18 protein-coding genes are annotated in these 15425 nt (G+C 56.2%); 12 read left to right on the top strand and 6 right to left on the bottom strand.

The features are described from left to right. Together KP707_RS16215 and KP707_RS16220 are read left to right on the top strand one after the other, a co-directional pair. Positions 1-237 (top strand): transposase (locus KP707_RS16215; protein WP_215769439.1); only part of this gene is annotated, 237 nt, incomplete at its 5' end. Then, positions 234-887: a hypothetical protein gene (locus tag KP707_RS16220; RefSeq protein WP_215751974.1), complete on the top strand. Its 654-nt coding sequence runs from the start codon at positions 234-236 to the stop codon at positions 885-887. The genes KP707_RS16215 and KP707_RS16220, both read left to right, overlap by 4 nt. 134 nt (positions 888-1021) lie before the next feature. Here the strand turns inward: KP707_RS16220 and KP707_RS16225 are convergent, their stop codons facing one another. Together KP707_RS16225 and KP707_RS16230 are read right to left on the bottom strand one after the other, a co-directional pair. Beyond that, positions 1022-1870 carry an FkbM family methyltransferase gene (locus KP707_RS16225; RefSeq protein ID WP_215751975.1) on the bottom strand — a complete coding sequence of 283 codons (849 nt, stop codon included), beginning with the start codon at positions 1868-1870 and terminating at the stop codon, positions 1022-1024. Between the two features lie 90 nt (positions 1871-1960). Then, positions 1961-2203 carry a hypothetical protein gene (locus tag KP707_RS16230; protein WP_007284186.1) on the bottom strand — a complete coding sequence of 81 codons (243 nt, stop codon included), beginning with the start codon at positions 2201-2203 and terminating at the stop codon, positions 1961-1963. Positions 2204-2394: 191 nt separating this feature from the next. On the opposite strand from KP707_RS16230, the gene KP707_RS16235 reads away from it, so the two are divergent. From KP707_RS16235 to KP707_RS16250, 4 genes are all read left to right on the top strand, one after another. Next, positions 2395-3033, top strand: coding sequence for a LexA family transcriptional regulator (locus KP707_RS16235; protein ID WP_215769440.1), 639 nt, complete (start codon positions 2395-2397; stop codon positions 3031-3033). Between the two features lie 213 nt (positions 3034-3246). After that, positions 3247-3423: a hypothetical protein gene (locus KP707_RS16240; RefSeq protein WP_224777768.1), complete on the top strand. Its 177-nt coding sequence runs from the start codon at positions 3247-3249 to the stop codon at positions 3421-3423. Positions 3424-3429: 6 nt separating this feature from the next. Next, positions 3430-3726 (top strand): hypothetical protein, encoded by a 297-nt coding sequence (locus KP707_RS16245; RefSeq protein WP_215751887.1) that lies wholly within the window; start codon positions 3430-3432, stop codon positions 3724-3726. 86 nt (positions 3727-3812) lie between these two features. Then, a complete protein-coding gene (locus KP707_RS16250) occupies positions 3813-4211 on the top strand; it encodes an outer membrane protein assembly factor BamE (protein WP_007284192.1) in 399 nt (132 codons plus the stop codon). A 64-nt stretch (positions 4212-4275) separates the two neighbouring features. Here KP707_RS16250 and KP707_RS16255 read toward each other — a convergent pair whose 3' ends face one another. The 3 genes from KP707_RS16255 to KP707_RS16265 all read right to left on the bottom strand — a co-directional run bounded on the left by KP707_RS16255 (position 4276) and on the right by KP707_RS16265 (position 6288). Continuing rightward, on the bottom strand, positions 4276-4938 hold the full coding sequence (locus tag KP707_RS16255; protein ID WP_215751950.1) for a hypothetical protein: 663 nt from the start codon (positions 4936-4938) through the stop codon (positions 4276-4278). Beyond that, positions 4935-5588: a hypothetical protein gene (locus KP707_RS16260; protein WP_252348928.1), complete on the bottom strand. Its 654-nt coding sequence runs from the start codon at positions 5586-5588 to the stop codon at positions 4935-4937. The genes KP707_RS16255 and KP707_RS16260 overlap by 4 nt, the downstream gene beginning before the upstream one ends. Before the next feature lie 82 nt (positions 5589-5670). Beyond that, the gene (locus KP707_RS16265; RefSeq protein WP_215751951.1) at positions 5671-6288 is read right to left on the bottom strand and encodes a hypothetical protein; all 618 of its coding nucleotides are present in this window, start codon (positions 6286-6288) and stop codon (positions 5671-5673) included. A gap of 584 nt (positions 6289-6872) precedes the next feature. Here KP707_RS16265 and KP707_RS16270 point away from each other — a divergent pair. The 6 genes from KP707_RS16270 to KP707_RS16295 all read left to right on the top strand — a co-directional run bounded on the left by KP707_RS16270 (position 6873) and on the right by KP707_RS16295 (position 15200). After that, positions 6873-7391, top strand: a complete 519-nt coding sequence (locus KP707_RS16270; protein WP_215751952.1) for a hypothetical protein — start codon at positions 6873-6875, stop codon at positions 7389-7391. 599 nt (positions 7392-7990) lie between these two features. Further along, positions 7991-8518, top strand: a complete 528-nt coding sequence (locus KP707_RS16275) for a hypothetical protein (protein ID WP_252348929.1) — start codon at positions 7991-7993, stop codon at positions 8516-8518. A 63-nt stretch (positions 8519-8581) separates the two neighbouring features. Continuing rightward, entirely contained in the window at positions 8582-9364 is a 783-nt protein-coding gene (locus tag KP707_RS16280; protein ID WP_252348931.1) for a hypothetical protein, read from the top strand. Continuing rightward, a complete protein-coding gene (locus tag KP707_RS16285; RefSeq protein ID WP_172492711.1) occupies positions 9348-9641 on the top strand; it encodes a hypothetical protein in 294 nt (97 codons plus the stop codon). Before KP707_RS16280 ends, KP707_RS16285 begins: the two co-directional genes overlap by 17 nt. Further along, positions 9641-13684, top strand: a complete 4044-nt coding sequence (mobF, locus tag KP707_RS16290; RefSeq protein WP_215769441.1) for a MobF family relaxase — start codon at positions 9641-9643, stop codon at positions 13682-13684. The genes KP707_RS16285 and mobF overlap by 1 nt, the downstream gene beginning before the upstream one ends. Further along, on the top strand, positions 13650-15200 hold the full coding sequence (locus KP707_RS16295) for a hypothetical protein (protein ID WP_215751956.1): 1551 nt from the start codon (positions 13650-13652) through the stop codon (positions 15198-15200). The genes mobF and KP707_RS16295 overlap by 35 nt, the downstream gene beginning before the upstream one ends. Here KP707_RS16295 and KP707_RS16300 read toward each other — a convergent pair. Beyond that, on the bottom strand, positions 15190-15425 hold a 236-nt coding region (locus tag KP707_RS16300; RefSeq protein WP_215763073.1), incomplete at its 5' end, for a transposase. The genes KP707_RS16295 and KP707_RS16300 overlap by 11 nt on opposite strands.

A 15425-nucleotide genomic window follows, 5' to 3' on the forward strand; every position in this document is an offset into this window, starting at 1 on the left:
GCTGACTGGTTCAGGGATGCCCTGGAGGGAAAAGGGATCAGGCCCTGCATTCCGGGACGGAGATCCCGCGGAAAACCAGTCAAATATGACAAGAGAAGATACAAACGTCGCAACAGCATCGAAATCATGTTCGGTCGCCTCAAGGACTGGCGGCGGGTCGCAACCCGCTATGACAGATGCCCGACCGTCTTCTTCTCAGCCATCTGCCTCGCTGCAACCGTCATGTTCTGGCTATGAGTCCTGAGCCTAACGAAGGAATAGAAAAGCGGATCAATGAAGCGCGTAAGTTGGGCCACGTGAGCTCTTCCGAGTGGCAGTCTTACACATGGAAGAATGAGCTATCCGAACAGCGTCGCAGAATTATTACGCACCTTGGCGAAGCACTTGCTGAGGAGGAGACCGACTACAACCCCTATCATATGCTAGAAAGGGCGGTAGGAGTTGCCGCGATATGCATGAGACGGTTGATCGAATGCCGGCTGGTGACGGATCGTTTTTGCACAACGCCACTGGAGGTTCACGAGATTATGCGCAAGAAGGATGCGGAATGGCGTGAACCGTTCGTAAGTCGCACTGCAAGCGGGATATACAACAACTATGATATGACAGTGCGGAAGCTTGGGAGAGTACAGCCGAAAACAATTTCCGACAAAATGCTGCACGCACGGGTTATAGGCGTTCTTTCCGGGAGCGACTATTTGCCAGACGGCTTGTTGGTCGCATCAGATACGCAGAGCAAGAATCAGCTTTTTCATTTCTCGCCATGTGAGATTGCAGGTATCTTCGATGCGTTTTTGGAGGATAAAGTCCGCCAGGTCTCTGATGGGTATTTGGATCAGGATGGCCAGTTCTTGGGAACTGGAAAGGTGTTCGCGACAAGAAAATAGCCAGAACTTGTGCTCCGAGTTCACAGGTGCTCAATGTTCCCTGTTCAAGACGTCCGCTTATCGAAGCCCATCCATCAACAGCAGACACTTCGCTGTCCCCCCATAGCTGACAAACTTCTCCTCCCCAGCATCCCTCAAAACCTGGAGAGCAGAATATTCCCCCGACTGCGGGAGCGGCGCTCATACCCACAGCGCCGCAGCATCGGAAAGACGTCCTGAGCCCACCGGCCATGCTCGGTGTCTTCCATGATGAGATGATCGGGCCACAACGCCGCTGGTGCCTCGCGGAAAAACGGCAGCAGCGCCCGGTCTTCGTAGCCCTCGATGTCGATCTTCAGAACATGCACGGCCGTCACATCGCAGGCCTGCAGAATGTCCAGAAGTGGACGGATCCGCACCGCAGCACCGTGCCCCGCACCAATCCGACCCCCGCCGAAATCCCCGTTCACCTGCACGAGCTGACCAGAGCCCTCCTGATCGCCCACGGCCACACGGAAGAGATCGGCCCGCATCCCGTTCAGCCTCAGATTGGTCGTCAGGCGCTCGAACAGGATCGGGTTCGGTTCAACGGCGATAACACGGGCGTCCCGCTGGGCAGCATAGAGAGAAAAGAACCCCATATTCGCGCCGACATCCACAAACGTCCCGCCTTTGGGCAGATGATGACGCAGCCATTTCAGCTCGCGATGATTGTAGCACGCGCCACAAACCGCTGATTTTGCATCCGTCTGGTTATCCTGCGGATAAAACCGCATCTTCAGCCCGAACAGGGTCGCATCAACAGGACCTGAGGCGCAGTCTCGTTTGAAGCGTTCCATGAACGGCCGACGCAGACGGCTGTACCCCAAGGGTGTGTTGAAAAAGGCTCTCCTGATTTGCTTCTGCACGTCCGTCAGCGGATAGGTACCAAAAGGAAGCGCAAGCGCAGGGCCGTGTCCGTCCAGCACAATGTGCTCAGAAGACGGGTCTGAGTGTTCTGACATAAGAGATGATGACCGTATGGAAGGAACGACGCGGCTTCGACGAAGCCAGACGGCAGGTTCAGGACGCGCTGTGTCCGACGGACCGCTCCGTCACAGCTTCCCGACCTCACGGCAGAGCTGGAGCAGACCGCCCATCCGCTGTTGCAGCACGGCCCCGAGCACCATCACGCCTTCCAGCAGACGCGCGCCTTCCGTATCCGCGCGCAGGCTCTCCAACCGCCCTTTGAGCAGTGCATGCTCGATCTCGATCAGACGCAGCACGTCATGCAGACCGGCATGCAGGTCCTCGAGACCGGCTGGACGGGGTGGTGGCAACAGTGGATCTTCAGGCATGACAATCCCTTGGACAAAAATGTCGGTTTCATGCGAGGATCTGACGATGACGAGTCACGGGCCACGCAACATTTCGATGCCAAGAGATACGGTTTTCCGACTTCCATATCAAGCGGAATATCGTATTCATGCCTCATTTCCGAATGAGGACCCTCTGCGTGCCCCGACATTCCAGGCGAAAGCGTAAACTCATGGACGACCAGATCCGCCTGATGCGCGAGCGCGGCGAGCGCCTCCGCGAAGCGGCCCAGAGTATTGGCATCACCCATGCCGCCAAGGCGGCGGGCGTGCCGTATACGACCCTGAGGGATTACATGAATGGCGGGGAGATGAAGTTCTCCGCCCTTGCCTCACTGGCCCGGGTCTGCGGCGTGTCCCTGGACTGGATCGCTTTTGGTACGGCTGGCGGCTCACCTTCGGGGGCGACAGCGGTCCAGACCACCTCGACCCGTCAGGTCGTCGTGCCCTGGTATGATCATCATGAAGACGGCCTGCGGATTGGCCGTGACTGGCTACAGAGCGTGATTCCCCGGGACCTCACGTCCCTCTGCCTCATCAGCAATGCAGGCGATGCGATGGAGCCGACTTTGTCCTCAGGCGATCTGGTCATCGTGGACCGAAGCGTCACGGCCGTGACGGGCAGCGCTCTCTATGCGCTGGAGAGCGCTGGCGCCGTCCTGATCCGTCGCCTTGACCCCAAACTCGGTGGCGGGGTCCGGGTGATTGCTGACAATCATCGCTACCCACCCCAGGACGTTGAAGCTGATCGCCTCGACTGCTTCAAGCTGCTCGGCGAAGTGGTCTGGATCGGCGGCGTGCCCCATCCCTGAGGCGTTTGCGATATACGGGAACCTGTTTCTCGAAACGGGCGTATAACCGTATTGACGGTGCGCGGTAAATCGTAGATCATCTGACTTGTTGAGTTCACTTTGTGTGCAGGGCCGTCCTGCCACACGTGAACCGCAAGGAGCTGGCGATGCTGTCTCTGTCCCGTTGTGTCTTCTGGTCTAGCCCCTGTTCTTGCCTGTCAGGGGGCGTCTGACATGGTCGTTTCTCTCCTTCTTGTCCTCATCGTTCTTCTCCTGCTGGTTCTGGCGCTGGGATCGTCGGTCAGGCTGTTTGCGTGGCTGAAGGCGCGCGACATCCTGCCGCCTGCGGCGCTGATGCTGGGCACGGCGCTGGTGATCCGGGTCGTCTTCCATGCCCATTGGGGGAGATAAGCGCTCATGACGTCTTCAACAGACGGTCTGTACAGCGAAGCGACCGAAGCAAAGCGCGCGGCCCGTCTGGCCGCCTATCTCGAAGAGTACGGTGCAGAGGAAGACGAGACGCGGGTTCTGCTGAGATATGTCTCGTGGTTCGGAGCGGGCGCCTGTCTTTTGTGCGGCATCGCCCTGGCTCTGCCCTGGCATCCGCTCTTTGCATTCGTTGTGGGCATGAGCTGCTGGACGGCTCCGCGTGAACCGTTTCTCCGAAAACTGAAAGCCGCTGAAGACCGCCGCAGGCTTCGCGGGCTGGACTGAGACGTCCGTTCGTTTTTCGGCAGGTTGTGGGCTTTTCTCTAATTCTTTATTCAGTAACTGTTTGTAAAATTAACAAAGGATGTCTCATGTCTGTGCGTCTTCTCAGAACTCTTGCCGTCACATTGTCTCTCACCGGACTGGTCGCCCTGACAGGCTGTGCCTCGGAAGGGAACGAAACCATCAAAAACGAGACTGGTGCGTCCATCGATCAGAAGATCCATGATGGCGTGACCACCAAAGAGCAGATCCGGGCCCTGTTCGGAGACCCGCGCGAGAGCACGTTCACCGACAGCGGCCATGAGCAGTGGCGCTATGCGTTCACCAACGCCTCGTCTGACGCTGCCAACTTCATTCCGCTCTATGGCGACCTGCATCAGGGCACTCATGGCACGGAAAAGACCCTGACGGTGATCTTCAACGGCGACGTCGTCTGGCACCACACGATGAATGCCTCCGCTGTCAAAACCGGCAGTGGGTTGTTCTGAGGCTACATAAGAGAGAACCCCCTCTGCCGTTACAAGCAGAGGGAGGCGTTCAAGGAAAAGACTTTCAGGTTTCCTTTTCCTGATCTGCTACGAAAACGCGGTCAGGTGTCATGTTGCACCAGCCGGACATTCCGCTCAGCGGTTCGTCCTCTGGTGGTGGCGGAACCGCCACGCTGGACATCGCAACCAGTCGGTTCACTGGAAGCCTGGCCAGCAGGACATCCAACAGGGTTTCGGCAGAGGCAAACCGGGCTTGAGGCCCGGACCTAGTCATCAACGGAATGTTTTCCGGCACCAGCTCGATGGCGGATAGCTGCAGCCCGAAGTCAGCCACCCAGGGGCAGAGCTGCCGAAGGCCTCTGTAAAGACACAGATCAAACGGAGGCCGGTCGTGAGGTCCGCCCATGAGACGTCTCAAAAAGCTCATGTGATAGCCCGCCAGAACCAGAGGCATCGGGCGTCCGACGGGCATCAGATTGCGAAAGAGTCTGTCGCTCAGGGTTAGATGAGGACGGCCATCATCATCGAGACTTTCTTCGAGATGTCCCTGTCGGCAGGTGACCTCCGTGAGCCACGTCATCCCTGCGTCGTCCTCGAAGAAGCCTTCGCGAAAACACAGGGTGATGGAGGCGCCGTGATGCGGCACCTCCCATGCTGCTGGTGTGAGATCCACGAGACAGATCCGTCCCGCGGGCCAGCGCGGCAGCCGGATCGGACCAGGGGTCATGACCCGTCTCCCGCGCGAAGCTGCGCTACCAGGGCAAGGAAACGCTCCTGTAACTGCGCTGGCTCAAGCAGGTCGTTGAGATACCAGATCTCGGGTGTAAGCTGCTTCTGCCGGTAGACCTCCAGCCGCCGGTCGAACTGCGCCAGCAGATGCGCTTCCCAGTCATTGCGCGTCACCCGGTCTGCACCGCAGGCGCCTACAACCTCAACGTACCGAACCCGGTCCTGAAACCGGATCCCCAAATCGGAGAAGAAGTGTGCCGGTGCCGCGATCTGGATGGGGGGCTCGACGTCCAGTGTAATGTCGGAGGGGGTAACCGGACGCAGGGCTTCCCAGGCGATCCGCTCGGGCGTGGAGTTGAGCTGCGTCCCATCTTCAGCAATTTTTCCTCCTGTCGGCAGATCGTTCCAGCACGCCATGGCCGCTTTGATGACGGCAGCCCAGGCCCAGGTTCCGCAGTCGCCAAGCCGGGTCAGGTGTTGCCCGGCCGGGGTGGGGATATAGCGGAACAGGGAACTCGGAGGCTGGGCTTTCAGGCGCAGACTGAGCTCACGATATAGGAGAAGGTCGTCCGGTGTTGGCTCGAAAAAAGAGCGCGCGACAGAGCATCCAGCACCCATCCGAGTGCTGGAGGAGGAAGAGAGCAACATAATCGATTGTCCTGAATAAGAAGAGTACAGCGGCAACGCACAGGGATGCTGCCGCGGGATAAAAGCGGAAATGAAACTGCCGTCAGCGGGCGGCGGCGAGCACTTCTGAGAGCGGTAGTTCACTCAGCACGCCAGAGAGAATGCGGCCGGCGACGAACACGTCGTGTATCAACGACGCCGGATGATACGGAGCGCTTGTTTGCGGATCGTAGAGCTTCCAGATGCGGTGGTAATCATCGCGCCCGACAATCAGGTTTGAAAACAGGCTCTTCATCAGCCTGTCAAAACGCAGAACCCGCAGATCATCCCCATGAGGCAAAGGCGCGAGCCAGCCCTGGACACGACCGTCCAGTGGCACGATCAGTGTCGGTGCGCCGTGCTCCTTTCCCACGTCTTGGTCGTGCTCGATCGCCTCAAGAAAAGGTCGATGAACGAGATCGTTCCGCAGTTCCGGATCAAGACGCAGAAAGACCGACGTATTGATCGTATCATGCGGAATGTGCGTCACGGTGAGCCGTTCGGTCGGAGACCACAGACACATGCGCTCAGCAGAGTGGCTGGCAACGCCGGAATTACAGACCAGCAGATCGAGCAGACAGGCTTCAATCAAAGTGGAGGCACCACCCTTTGGACGAGCAGGAGAGCCTGTGGGGGCGAGCCCGATAATTCGCGCTGGAACGTCAGAGGGAGAGAAAAGCATAAAAGATCCAGTAAAAGACTGTGATCACCCGCAGGGTCTTGCCATCTGGCAGAGAGAAACTCTGGGGCGAGAGCCGCAGCGCAGCTCCCCTCCCCTTGTCTGCAGAAGAAAAGGACTTCCCCCGCTCAGACGGGATGCAACTTTCACCCCATGCGTGTTGCAGCTTCACCAGGTTTCGTAAGCCGCGCCAGCCGGCTATGACCCTGCCCTGCCTTTCAGGCAACTCATGCGATGACCATCAGTGTCAGCAGTCCAGCCGGGTTCTGCTGTTTTTCTCAAAAGTTCACTGCCACGCACCAAGGGTGCCTTGGTCTGTAACAGATTTTCCGCACTCTCTTTGTCCGGCGGATGTCCGCCTGATATCCGCTCGGTGCCCCGTCAAGAGCGCAATCATGTCAGAAATCATTTGAGATCTTTCCGGTCCCGATCGTTTGGCATCCAGAAAAAAAATTGAATCCTTTTCCTCAGGATGAGCGATTTTTCTGGTGGCTTATTTTCAGTCTACTAAATCTGAAGAGGTCTGAGCGTGCGTCCTCTATGATAGGCGCTTTCAGTCTCGTGCCACTGCAGCAGTCAGGGTTTTCATGAAAATATTGTCCGAAAAGGAGATCATACTTCTCTTTCGCGAGGCCCGGATCAAGACACGCGGTCAAGAGCTACCTACGTTTCTTGAACTCCAATATGAGGCATTGCAGCCCAGTTTGAACGGCTCGCCTGACTGGCGTTCGGTCACGGCCGGCTTCTCTAGACTTGGTATTCGCAATGCCCGTAACGGCCCTTTGACGCCGGACACGGTCCGCAAGGCATGGCGACGCGTTGAGCTCAAGGTTAATGCAAAAGCACGTTCGGAACGGGTAGCCTCTCCGTTGGTCCATTTTCTTCAACACACCGCTGCTCCATCGACATCCAGTACGGCCCGACCAGTTTCAAAGGCGGATGAACATACAGGCTTCGACGGCCGAAGATCGAACGAGGAGCCACCATCGAGAAATTGGAGCGTAGAAGAAAAGCTGAAAAAGGCCATGCAGCAGTTGCGGCGTTCGGAAACGCCCATGCCGAAGCCAATTTCTGCGAATCAGAGATCGAAGAACAACAGGAATTAGCTCATCACGAAATAGTGATATTGCATTCCGCCGTCAGGACACCAGACGCCGTGAACCGCCAGGGCCGTCCAGTGACACGTCCAAAAACATCATGGTCCATCCAGACAATTAATTATGAAATAATTTCCATGTAATTGTGGAGATATTTTTTGATAAATCGAGGAAAGACTACATAAATAAGTTGATTGTTCTCCGGTTTTTCAAATTAAATACCTCAGCCTCAAGAGACAAAATTTCTATCTGATGAGCATCTCAAGGATGAGGTTATCTAATTTATGCCACTCCGAATGAAATGACTTTCATTCTGGTGGCGAACACTGGAGTTAATCATGGTTAGTCCATCGTCTGACGAAATAGCCCGTAAGACGCAAAAAGACGCGCCGCAGAACCTCTCGGACTGCGATAAAGCGAGCAAGCCGATCTGCCTGATTGGCGGGGGCCGCGGCGGGCGAGGAAAAACATGTACTCAGCGCTGGTTATATGAACGAGCACACAACGCCGGCAGATCAGTGCTTCTCGCTGACGGCGATCACACAAATCAGTCCCTGCGAGGATTTTTCCCAGAGGCATCATCGCCACCTTCTGCAGAGCCAGCGGCAGTGGGCGCCTGGTTTGAAGCAGAGATCGAACGAGCCTCCACCACAGCCCAGTCGCTCATCGTCGATTTTGGTGGAGGAGATCAAACGATCAAAAAAATGAGCCGGGAATTGTCTCTTGTCGAGAGCATCCAGGAAGCAGGGCTGACCCCGGTCGCTTTGTACTGCATCGGCGGGGATCCGGACGACTTGGGTGCCCTCTACTCATTGTATGATGCTTTTGCACCACCAGCTACACTCATCGTGTTCTCACGTTTCGCTCTTCCGAGCCATATTGATGCTGTTTCGTGGCTTGAGACCGCGGTCAGCCAGCATGAACCTTTTCAAGCCATCCTCAACGCCGGCGCTGAGCTCGTTCCAGTGCCGACCCTGAGCTGTGCGCATCGACTATCCGAGCGACGATTGAAATTTTTCGATGCCCTCTCGGGGGCCGGAAGTAACCCCCTTGGCGTTTTCGATCGCCAGCGGGTTCAGACTTGGATGCGCGAAATGGAAACAAGCTTCGCCAGAGTTACTCATTATCTTCCGTAATTCACGTCTGGGAACAGAATCATGACAGATACATCGAAATGCACATTCGATCGGCCGCCTGGCATGGTCGACGTCGCAAAGAAATACGGAATTCTTGAAGAGGATCCGTTGTGGCCGCTGATGGTCGCATGGGATGCCGCATGTCAGGCACTTGATGAGCAAAAGTGCGAATTGAGAAAATTCACGCAAGTTATTGATACTGAAATTACGGGCGCTCTCAGAGCTCGGACCGAGACCCTCACGGCAGAAACACGCAAACTCGATGCCGAAGCGGAAAGGTACGCGACACTTGCGCGGCAGATTCATGCGAAAACGATCCACGAGACGGGTGAGCATGTCGCGAAAATTGCCGAAAAAGCCTTTACCCAGCGCGTGCGATCTATCAATCGCAATACACTGGTCGCTTCCGCACTTGCAGCAGTCGTTCTCGCAACGTGCCTCTACGGGGTTGGCCATTTACGCGGCTACGATGATGGGTTCGCCATTGCGAAAGCAGAAGGCGATGCCTTTTATAAAGTCAACGATGCTGCACGCATTGCGGAAATTACCACGATCAACAGCAATAACAGTGAGGCTGCCAAACTTTTTCAGGAACATCCTGAAGAGCTGAAAGCATGGGCCCCTCTTATCAAGCTAAATCGGCTCGCCGTGACCAGTATCTGGGACATATGTCGCCACAAAACATCGTTTGTTTTTGATAATGACCGCAATCAACTGGGTTGCTGGCTTCCTTTGAAAATCCCGACCGACCCAACTCGCCCAAAGACTATGGTTATGCCCGGTCGACTTCCAGATTTTGTTACTGCAACTCTCGATGCAAGTGGATCAGATGACAGCAATCAATGAGACTTCAAATGAACAAGCCGTGCTCGTTACGTTACTGGGCACAATTGTGGAGACCCAAGCGGCGCACGGTAAATTGCTCTGTCTCTTGACCGAAGCAATTTCCGCCCCCGCCCCCGGAGAAAGCGACCTGATATCCCTCGTGGGTAAGATCGCTTCTGCGCTTCGAACGCAGGAGGCCAGAATTTCCGACCTGCATACGACCATTTATCGGCTTCCCGACAGTGTTGCTCAAACGCTGTCCACGGAATTACAGACGCTCCTCAGCGAAAATAGCTGATGCTGACTTATCGAACGGGTGCGGGGGGAGCGCCCTCAGCGGCGCGCTTCATGGCTGACCATCTCCTTGAAGCAACCATTCCGAGCGCACAGAGCGCGCTGCTTCAATATTACAATGGAAGCAGCGCTCCGCTCGGGCCGGATATCTGCTCAGCCGAGCTTGGCGATTCCATTGATCCACGACCGCTAGCCGCGCTCGGCCTGTCGACGACGGAAAAAGGGCTTTCGCGCGAGATGATCATGAACCTGTTATGCGGACTTCGGGCAGACGGCCGCCCGATATCCGGAAAACAGTATCAGTCCGCCACCACAGATATTGCTTCCATTCTCGATGTTTCGCTTGCGTCTTTATCTGATCCCCAGACCTGGCAACGACTTGGCGGGATGGCAGCCAGATGTGCACAGGACAACACGCGCTGCGCAGCATTCAAACGTCTGCTTCATCTTTACAGTGTTCCCCAGAATCATGCTGTTGACGAAAAGCTCAGCCTGCAGCTTGCGGCAGGCCTCAACTTCGCAGGGCAAAAGATATCCCGACAGACAATTGGCGACGCAATCACGTCCAGTCGCTCACCGATTGGTTACATTGATCTTACATGGTCCGCAGACAAATCCGTTTCGATCGCCTTCGCGTTAGCAACGACTGATGCCGAACGCGCCATGATCCTGCAGGCGCATCAAGACGCCGTGACGGCTGCCATGGCGTTCATTGAAACAATCATCGGGCGTGCGCGGAAAGGGAAAGCAGGCGCAGGCGGTTTTGAGCAGGGTCACATCGCATGGATGCAGTTTATTCACTTCACCGCAAGGCCTACCGTCGACCTGGAAGACACGGACCCGTCAAGTGGAGAAACCTTTACGCGCCCGGTCTCGGTCATGAGTCCAGGCGATCCTCAGCTTCACACGCATGTGGTGGTGCCAAATGCGGTTGTCACACGGTCCGGTCGCGTCGGCGCCCTTGATCTCGATCGCCTTGGTGGACGGATCAAGGAACTCGGAGCTCTCTATCAAGCGTATCTGGCCCAGAATTTACGCAAGCTGGGGGTCAAAGTCGCGTTCGATCCAAAGACGGGAGCCGCGCGCCTTCCGGATGTACCGGACGGCGTGCGCGATGCTTTCTCGAAGCGAACTCAGGGAGGCCGCGATGCGGCGCGACAATTTGCGACATCCCAGGGTCTGGAATGGGACAGCCTGACATCGTCACAGCGTATCAGTCTGCTCAAATCTGGTACTCAGGGAGACAAAAGACAGCCCAAATCGGATGATATTGCCGATTTCGTATACTGGAAGCAGACTGCGGCAGATTTTGGGTGGACTGTTCCCGATTTTGTGGGCGATCGCCCGATAACTCCATTGACCCACCCTGACCAACGGCTTGACCACGCCCATCATCTGGCTGCCGAGCTGGTTGCGGAACGATTTAGAGAGAGCGCTGTCCTTGATGAAGCCACGGCGCGACATTGCGCCGCACAGGCCCTGATCGCCTTCGGCGTCCATGCTCCTGAAGACATTGATATCATCATTCAAACAATGCAGACCCGGCCACTGTTGCTGGACGGCGAGGAAACAAGGCTCATCTGCGTTGAGCATTACAACCGGCGTGGCGACCGTAGTCTCAAATTCACTACTGGACTGCATGTCACCCGTGAGCAGGCGGTGATTGAACTGGCACGGAAGGCCGCCAATGATCGGGATGGTGCAATAACTGAGCCAGAAATTGACGCAGCCATTCTCGTGACGGGTCTGGACTTCTCCTCTTCCCACGGGCAGGCCCAACGTCGCGCCATGACGGCCCTGGCCACATGCGGACGTCTTTCCGTTCTCGTGGGTGTGGCTGGCTCGGGGAAAACCACTCTTCTGGCACCGCTGGTACAGGCCTGGAAAAGAGCTGGACGGACAGTCTGGGGCACTGCGATAGCCTGGCGCCAGGCGACTGATCTTGCAGATGCCGGCATTCCTGAAAATCAGATCAAAGCCTGCCACCCGCTCCTGCACGGCATCAAAACCGGCAAGATCTCGCTCGACGCAAACAGTTTAGTCATTCTTGATGAACTCAGCCTTCTGAGCACCACCCAGCTTCTCGAACTTGTTCAGGCCCAGGCGGATAGCGGGTGTCGGCTTGTTTTGATCGGCGATCCCCAGCAGTGCCAGGCGGTGGAAGCCGGACCCGTCGTCGACCTTCTGCGCAGAGCGCTTGGACCAGACGCTATCCCGGAACTGGTTTCCAGTGTCAGACAGACTTCTGAACGCGAACGCGCCACGGCTCTCATGCTCCGGGATGGTCAAAGTCGTGAAGCGCTTGACCGCAAACGTGAAGATGGCACGCTTATCCTGGCATCCGGCGACTATTCGGACGTTGTTACGCGTATTGCCGATCTTTGGCTCGAGCGTCATCACGCAGGATACACCGCGCCAGGTTTTTCTCTGACAGTATCCGCTCCGACCAATGCAGATGCCCGTGAGATTGCCCGTGAAATCCGCATCAGACGCCGACAGATCGGTCTTCTTGGAGAAGATCTTGTCCAGATTGATGCCATCGACCAGCATGGAACGACTTATCCCATGACAGTCGCACGTGGCGATCACGTCAGACTTTATGCGCGCACAAATGCCAGATACCCAACCGCCACTCGGGGAATCATCGGAAACAATGGATCCGTGCTCGAAGTCCTTGATGCTGACCAGACAGGACTGACCCTTCGCAACCGGACTGGCCGTGAAGGTTTCGTTGCCTGGACAACGCTCCAGCATCCCCAAAGCGGCCAGATCCGGCTTGGTTACGGGGATGTGCTATCGATTGATGCCACACAGGGCGTGACCTCGACAGAACATATCGAGGCCATGCCGCGTGGTTCGCAGGCCATCAATGCCCATCGAGCCTACACCCAGGGTTCCCGACATCGGGAACGTACGTGGCTTGTGACATCCGAGGCAGCGGAACGTCGTCAGGTCGCAGGACGCCGCGCATTGGGAGATATCCGTCCCATTCGTTCCCGGGATATTCTCGACAATATGGCGCGGAACATGGCGCGTCCGGATCAACGCGAGGGCGCTCTGGCACTTCTGGACAAAGCCCGGGCAGGACGCAACAGTGCGTATGCAACACTTCAGCACGCCTGCCTGACGATTGAACGGACCCGACAACGGACAGGTTCCTCACCCAGTCTTGCCCCTGCCCTTGCTCGCCATCGTCACCAGAAAATCCATGACCTTCTGGCTGAAGCTGTCTCTTCCTCCCTGTCTGCACAGACCGGGCATGCAACGAGCCTTTCAACCGGCGTGACAGATATGGCCACGCATCTCAAAAAAACGATTTCTGACGCTCTGGCGCCGCTCGCGGACACTCTGCCCGCCTTCAGACGCCGCCGCGTACGCCGCTTAGCGCGCAAGAGAGCGGAAGAGCGGCTTCGTCGTCAGGAAACGCGGGGCTGGCGACGGATCGAACGGCCCCTGACGGATGAGGAAATGCCGGACTGGGGAACCCCGGATTATTTCGCCCTGATCGGTCTTTCCGGTTCGAACGACCGCCGCTCGATTGGCATGACCGATGCCTTCGACCTCTACAAACACGCGCTCTGGCGCAAAGGGGACGCCCGACGCGGCAAACCCGTGGGATTAAAGACTGCGACGCGCGAAGTCACACGTCTCTTTCAGCTCACTTTACCAGAGGCGTATTCCAGCAACGGGTCTACAGATCGTTATCAGGATCTTGTCCTCACGCCTCACGGCCAGCCGTCTTCTTTAACCGATCACCTGATAGACGACCTGAACGATATGGAAATTGCGTTTCACGCCTCCGCCAGACAACCAGACAGCAGAGTTTCCATATCCCACCACGCCCTCGTTTCCGCGCTCTCGGCATTTGATCTTGAAACGGTTCTGGCTGTCTGCGATCGTTTTCTGCTCCTGGCCCGCCCTGATGAGCAGCAGTCACCGGGCATTTCGTCCGACAGGACTCTGACCGTCACATCTGAACGGCATCATTCTGRAAAATCGAAAGCTTCCCGCCATGACCGCCAAAGACACTCAGGATACGATCTCTAAGTCCGCGAACAAGAGCCGGGCCTCCCTGGGGAACCCCTGGCAGGACTGGCACATCAACCTTCGTAGCGGCATGACTGTCCGTGATCTCAATCTCCGTCTTCAGGCAGTGCTGTTCACGGCAGAACATTATCGTCATTGCAGACCCTACTGGACCAGGACTTTCGGGGCAGAGAGACCCCTTGACTATGAACCGGATGCAGAAGAGGAGACGATGCTCATCCGAGCGGACCGTGCAAGGCGGTATCGCCAGACGACAGTCACGACCTATCTTCGCCTGCAATATCTGCATGCACAACTGGCGCAGGCCGTCGGACCAGGACGATCCCAATCTGCGTCACAGCAGGCACGGTTGAATTTTCTGAATGAGCGCATGTCCCGGCTTCAGGATATGACAGGTCGCATTGGAGCATCAGATCCTTTTGATTTCGCCGCCCTTCACCGGGGATTGAAGCCCCGTCGCCTGCGACCGGCACGCCTGACGCCGCGGGAAATGACCTTTATCGACTATGAAGAACGGCGCCGAACCCTGCTTCTTGCCGGAGTTTATATCATCGGCCAGGCCGTCCATGTTGCAGCCCGCCTGATCGTCCACCACGGTGATACGATCGATGTGTCTTGGAACCTTCTGGCGCATCTCTTTTCTGAAGCTATCGAACCCGGAAGCAGACGCAGTCTTTCCCACTACCTGATGGACCAAACGTCGGTTCAAATTCATAATGATTTGGAGGAGTTCATCACCGTAACATATCCCCCGAGCGGAGCACCCCCCAAAAAAACGCCGCAGGGGGGGAAGGGATCTTGGAGTAGAACTGTGTTCATGGATCTGAAAAAATATTATGAACCACTCGCTCCCTTGTTAGGTGCCATGCATCTTCTCGCCTGCCACCGTACCGAACCAGCACGCCCAAATACCGGGCAATGGCCTTCTGTCATCCCACCTGAAAGCGGGGCTCCTTCTCTAATGCGGGGTGGTTATACCCTTCTTGAGGATCCGGAAGACGAGGACATGACCTATGCGACGATCGGGCATACCCTGGCCCTAGAACAGATCTTGACCAGTCAACCGCCCATAATCTGTTCGAAAAAGACGTCCCCCCTTCTCACGAGGGAAGCTCTCATTTCGCTGAACGGCGATTTTCAGTCCTCCGCGCTGTCCAACGATACTGGAATGCGCTTCAGAGATAATTCGATCTCTGTTTTTCACGATCCCTTCTCTAATAAGAACTATCATGTGAAAGATCCGAGTTCTCCGTACAAGTCTGAAATTGACAGCTACGAGTATGACAAGAACCAGCCTTTCCATATTCCGGAGTATATTCCACAGCCTTCAGAGCCAGACGATCTCGAGACTCTGCCAGGCCGTGAATGCTCTGCGGATAACCAGGGCCCGAATCCCGAAACAGACGGCGCTGCTTCCGTGTCCGACGATCATGACAGACGCTTTCTGAGTGCCAGGATTCCACTTCGGCTGCCACCGTTACCGGAAAATGTTTTAGGCTCAGGACTCATTCTTTAAGATAGAAGATGAAGCTTGCTGCGATGTGGATTGCAGACATGAATGTATGAGCGCAGCGATCGTATCTGGTTGCAACGCGTCGCCAGTCTTTCAGCTTTGCGAACATGTTTTCGATCAGATGGCGCTTTTTATACAGATGCCAGTTGTAAGGTGGCTTTGATTTCCGGTTCTTTTTCGGGGGAATACAGGCAGTGATATTGCGTTCTGCGAGCGATAACCTGATCC

It is taken from the genome of Gluconobacter sp. P5E10 (assembly GCF_018812145.1).
GTDB lineage: Bacteria > Pseudomonadota > Alphaproteobacteria > Acetobacterales > Acetobacteraceae > Gluconobacter > Gluconobacter cerinus.

Excerpts from the sequence above, each read along its gene's own strand:
- KP707_RS16250 (WP_007284192.1), top strand. The coding sequence starts at position 3,813 with ATGTCTGTGCGTCTTCTCAGAACTCTTGCCGTCACATTGTCTCTCACC.
- KP707_RS16225 (WP_215751975.1), bottom strand. The coding sequence starts at position 1,870 with ATGTCAGAACACTCAGACCCGTCTTCTGAGCACATTGTGCTGGACGGA.
- KP707_RS16255 (WP_215751950.1), bottom strand. The coding sequence starts at position 4,938 with ATGACCCCTGGTCCGATCCGGCTGCCGCGCTGGCCCGCGGGACGGATC.
- KP707_RS16230 (WP_007284186.1), bottom strand. The coding sequence starts at position 2,203 with ATGCCTGAAGATCCACTGTTGCCACCACCCCGTCCAGCCGGTCTCGAG.
- KP707_RS16280 (WP_252348931.1), top strand. The coding sequence starts at position 8,582 with ATGGTCGACGTCGCAAAGAAATACGGAATTCTTGAAGAGGATCCGTTG.
- KP707_RS16220 (WP_215751974.1), top strand. The coding sequence starts at position 234 with ATGAGTCCTGAGCCTAACGAAGGAATAGAAAAGCGGATCAATGAAGCG.
- KP707_RS16265 (WP_215751951.1), bottom strand. The coding sequence starts at position 6,288 with ATGCTTTTCTCTCCCTCTGACGTTCCAGCGCGAATTATCGGGCTCGCC.
- KP707_RS16235 (WP_215769440.1), top strand. The coding sequence starts at position 2,395 with ATGGACGACCAGATCCGCCTGATGCGCGAGCGCGGCGAGCGCCTCCGC.
- KP707_RS16245 (WP_215751887.1), top strand. The coding sequence starts at position 3,430 with ATGACGTCTTCAACAGACGGTCTGTACAGCGAAGCGACCGAAGCAAAG.
- KP707_RS16240 (WP_224777768.1), top strand. The coding sequence starts at position 3,247 with ATGGTCGTTTCTCTCCTTCTTGTCCTCATCGTTCTTCTCCTGCTGGTT.
- KP707_RS16270 (WP_215751952.1), top strand. The coding sequence starts at position 6,873 with ATGAAAATATTGTCCGAAAAGGAGATCATACTTCTCTTTCGCGAGGCC.
- KP707_RS16285 (WP_172492711.1), top strand. The coding sequence starts at position 9,348 with ATGACAGCAATCAATGAGACTTCAAATGAACAAGCCGTGCTCGTTACG.
- KP707_RS16295 (WP_215751956.1), top strand. The coding sequence starts at position 13,650 with ATGACCGCCAAAGACACTCAGGATACGATCTCTAAGTCCGCGAACAAG.
- KP707_RS16260 (WP_252348928.1), bottom strand. The coding sequence starts at position 5,588 with ATGTTGCTCTCTTCCTCCTCCAGCACTCGGATGGGTGCTGGATGCTCT.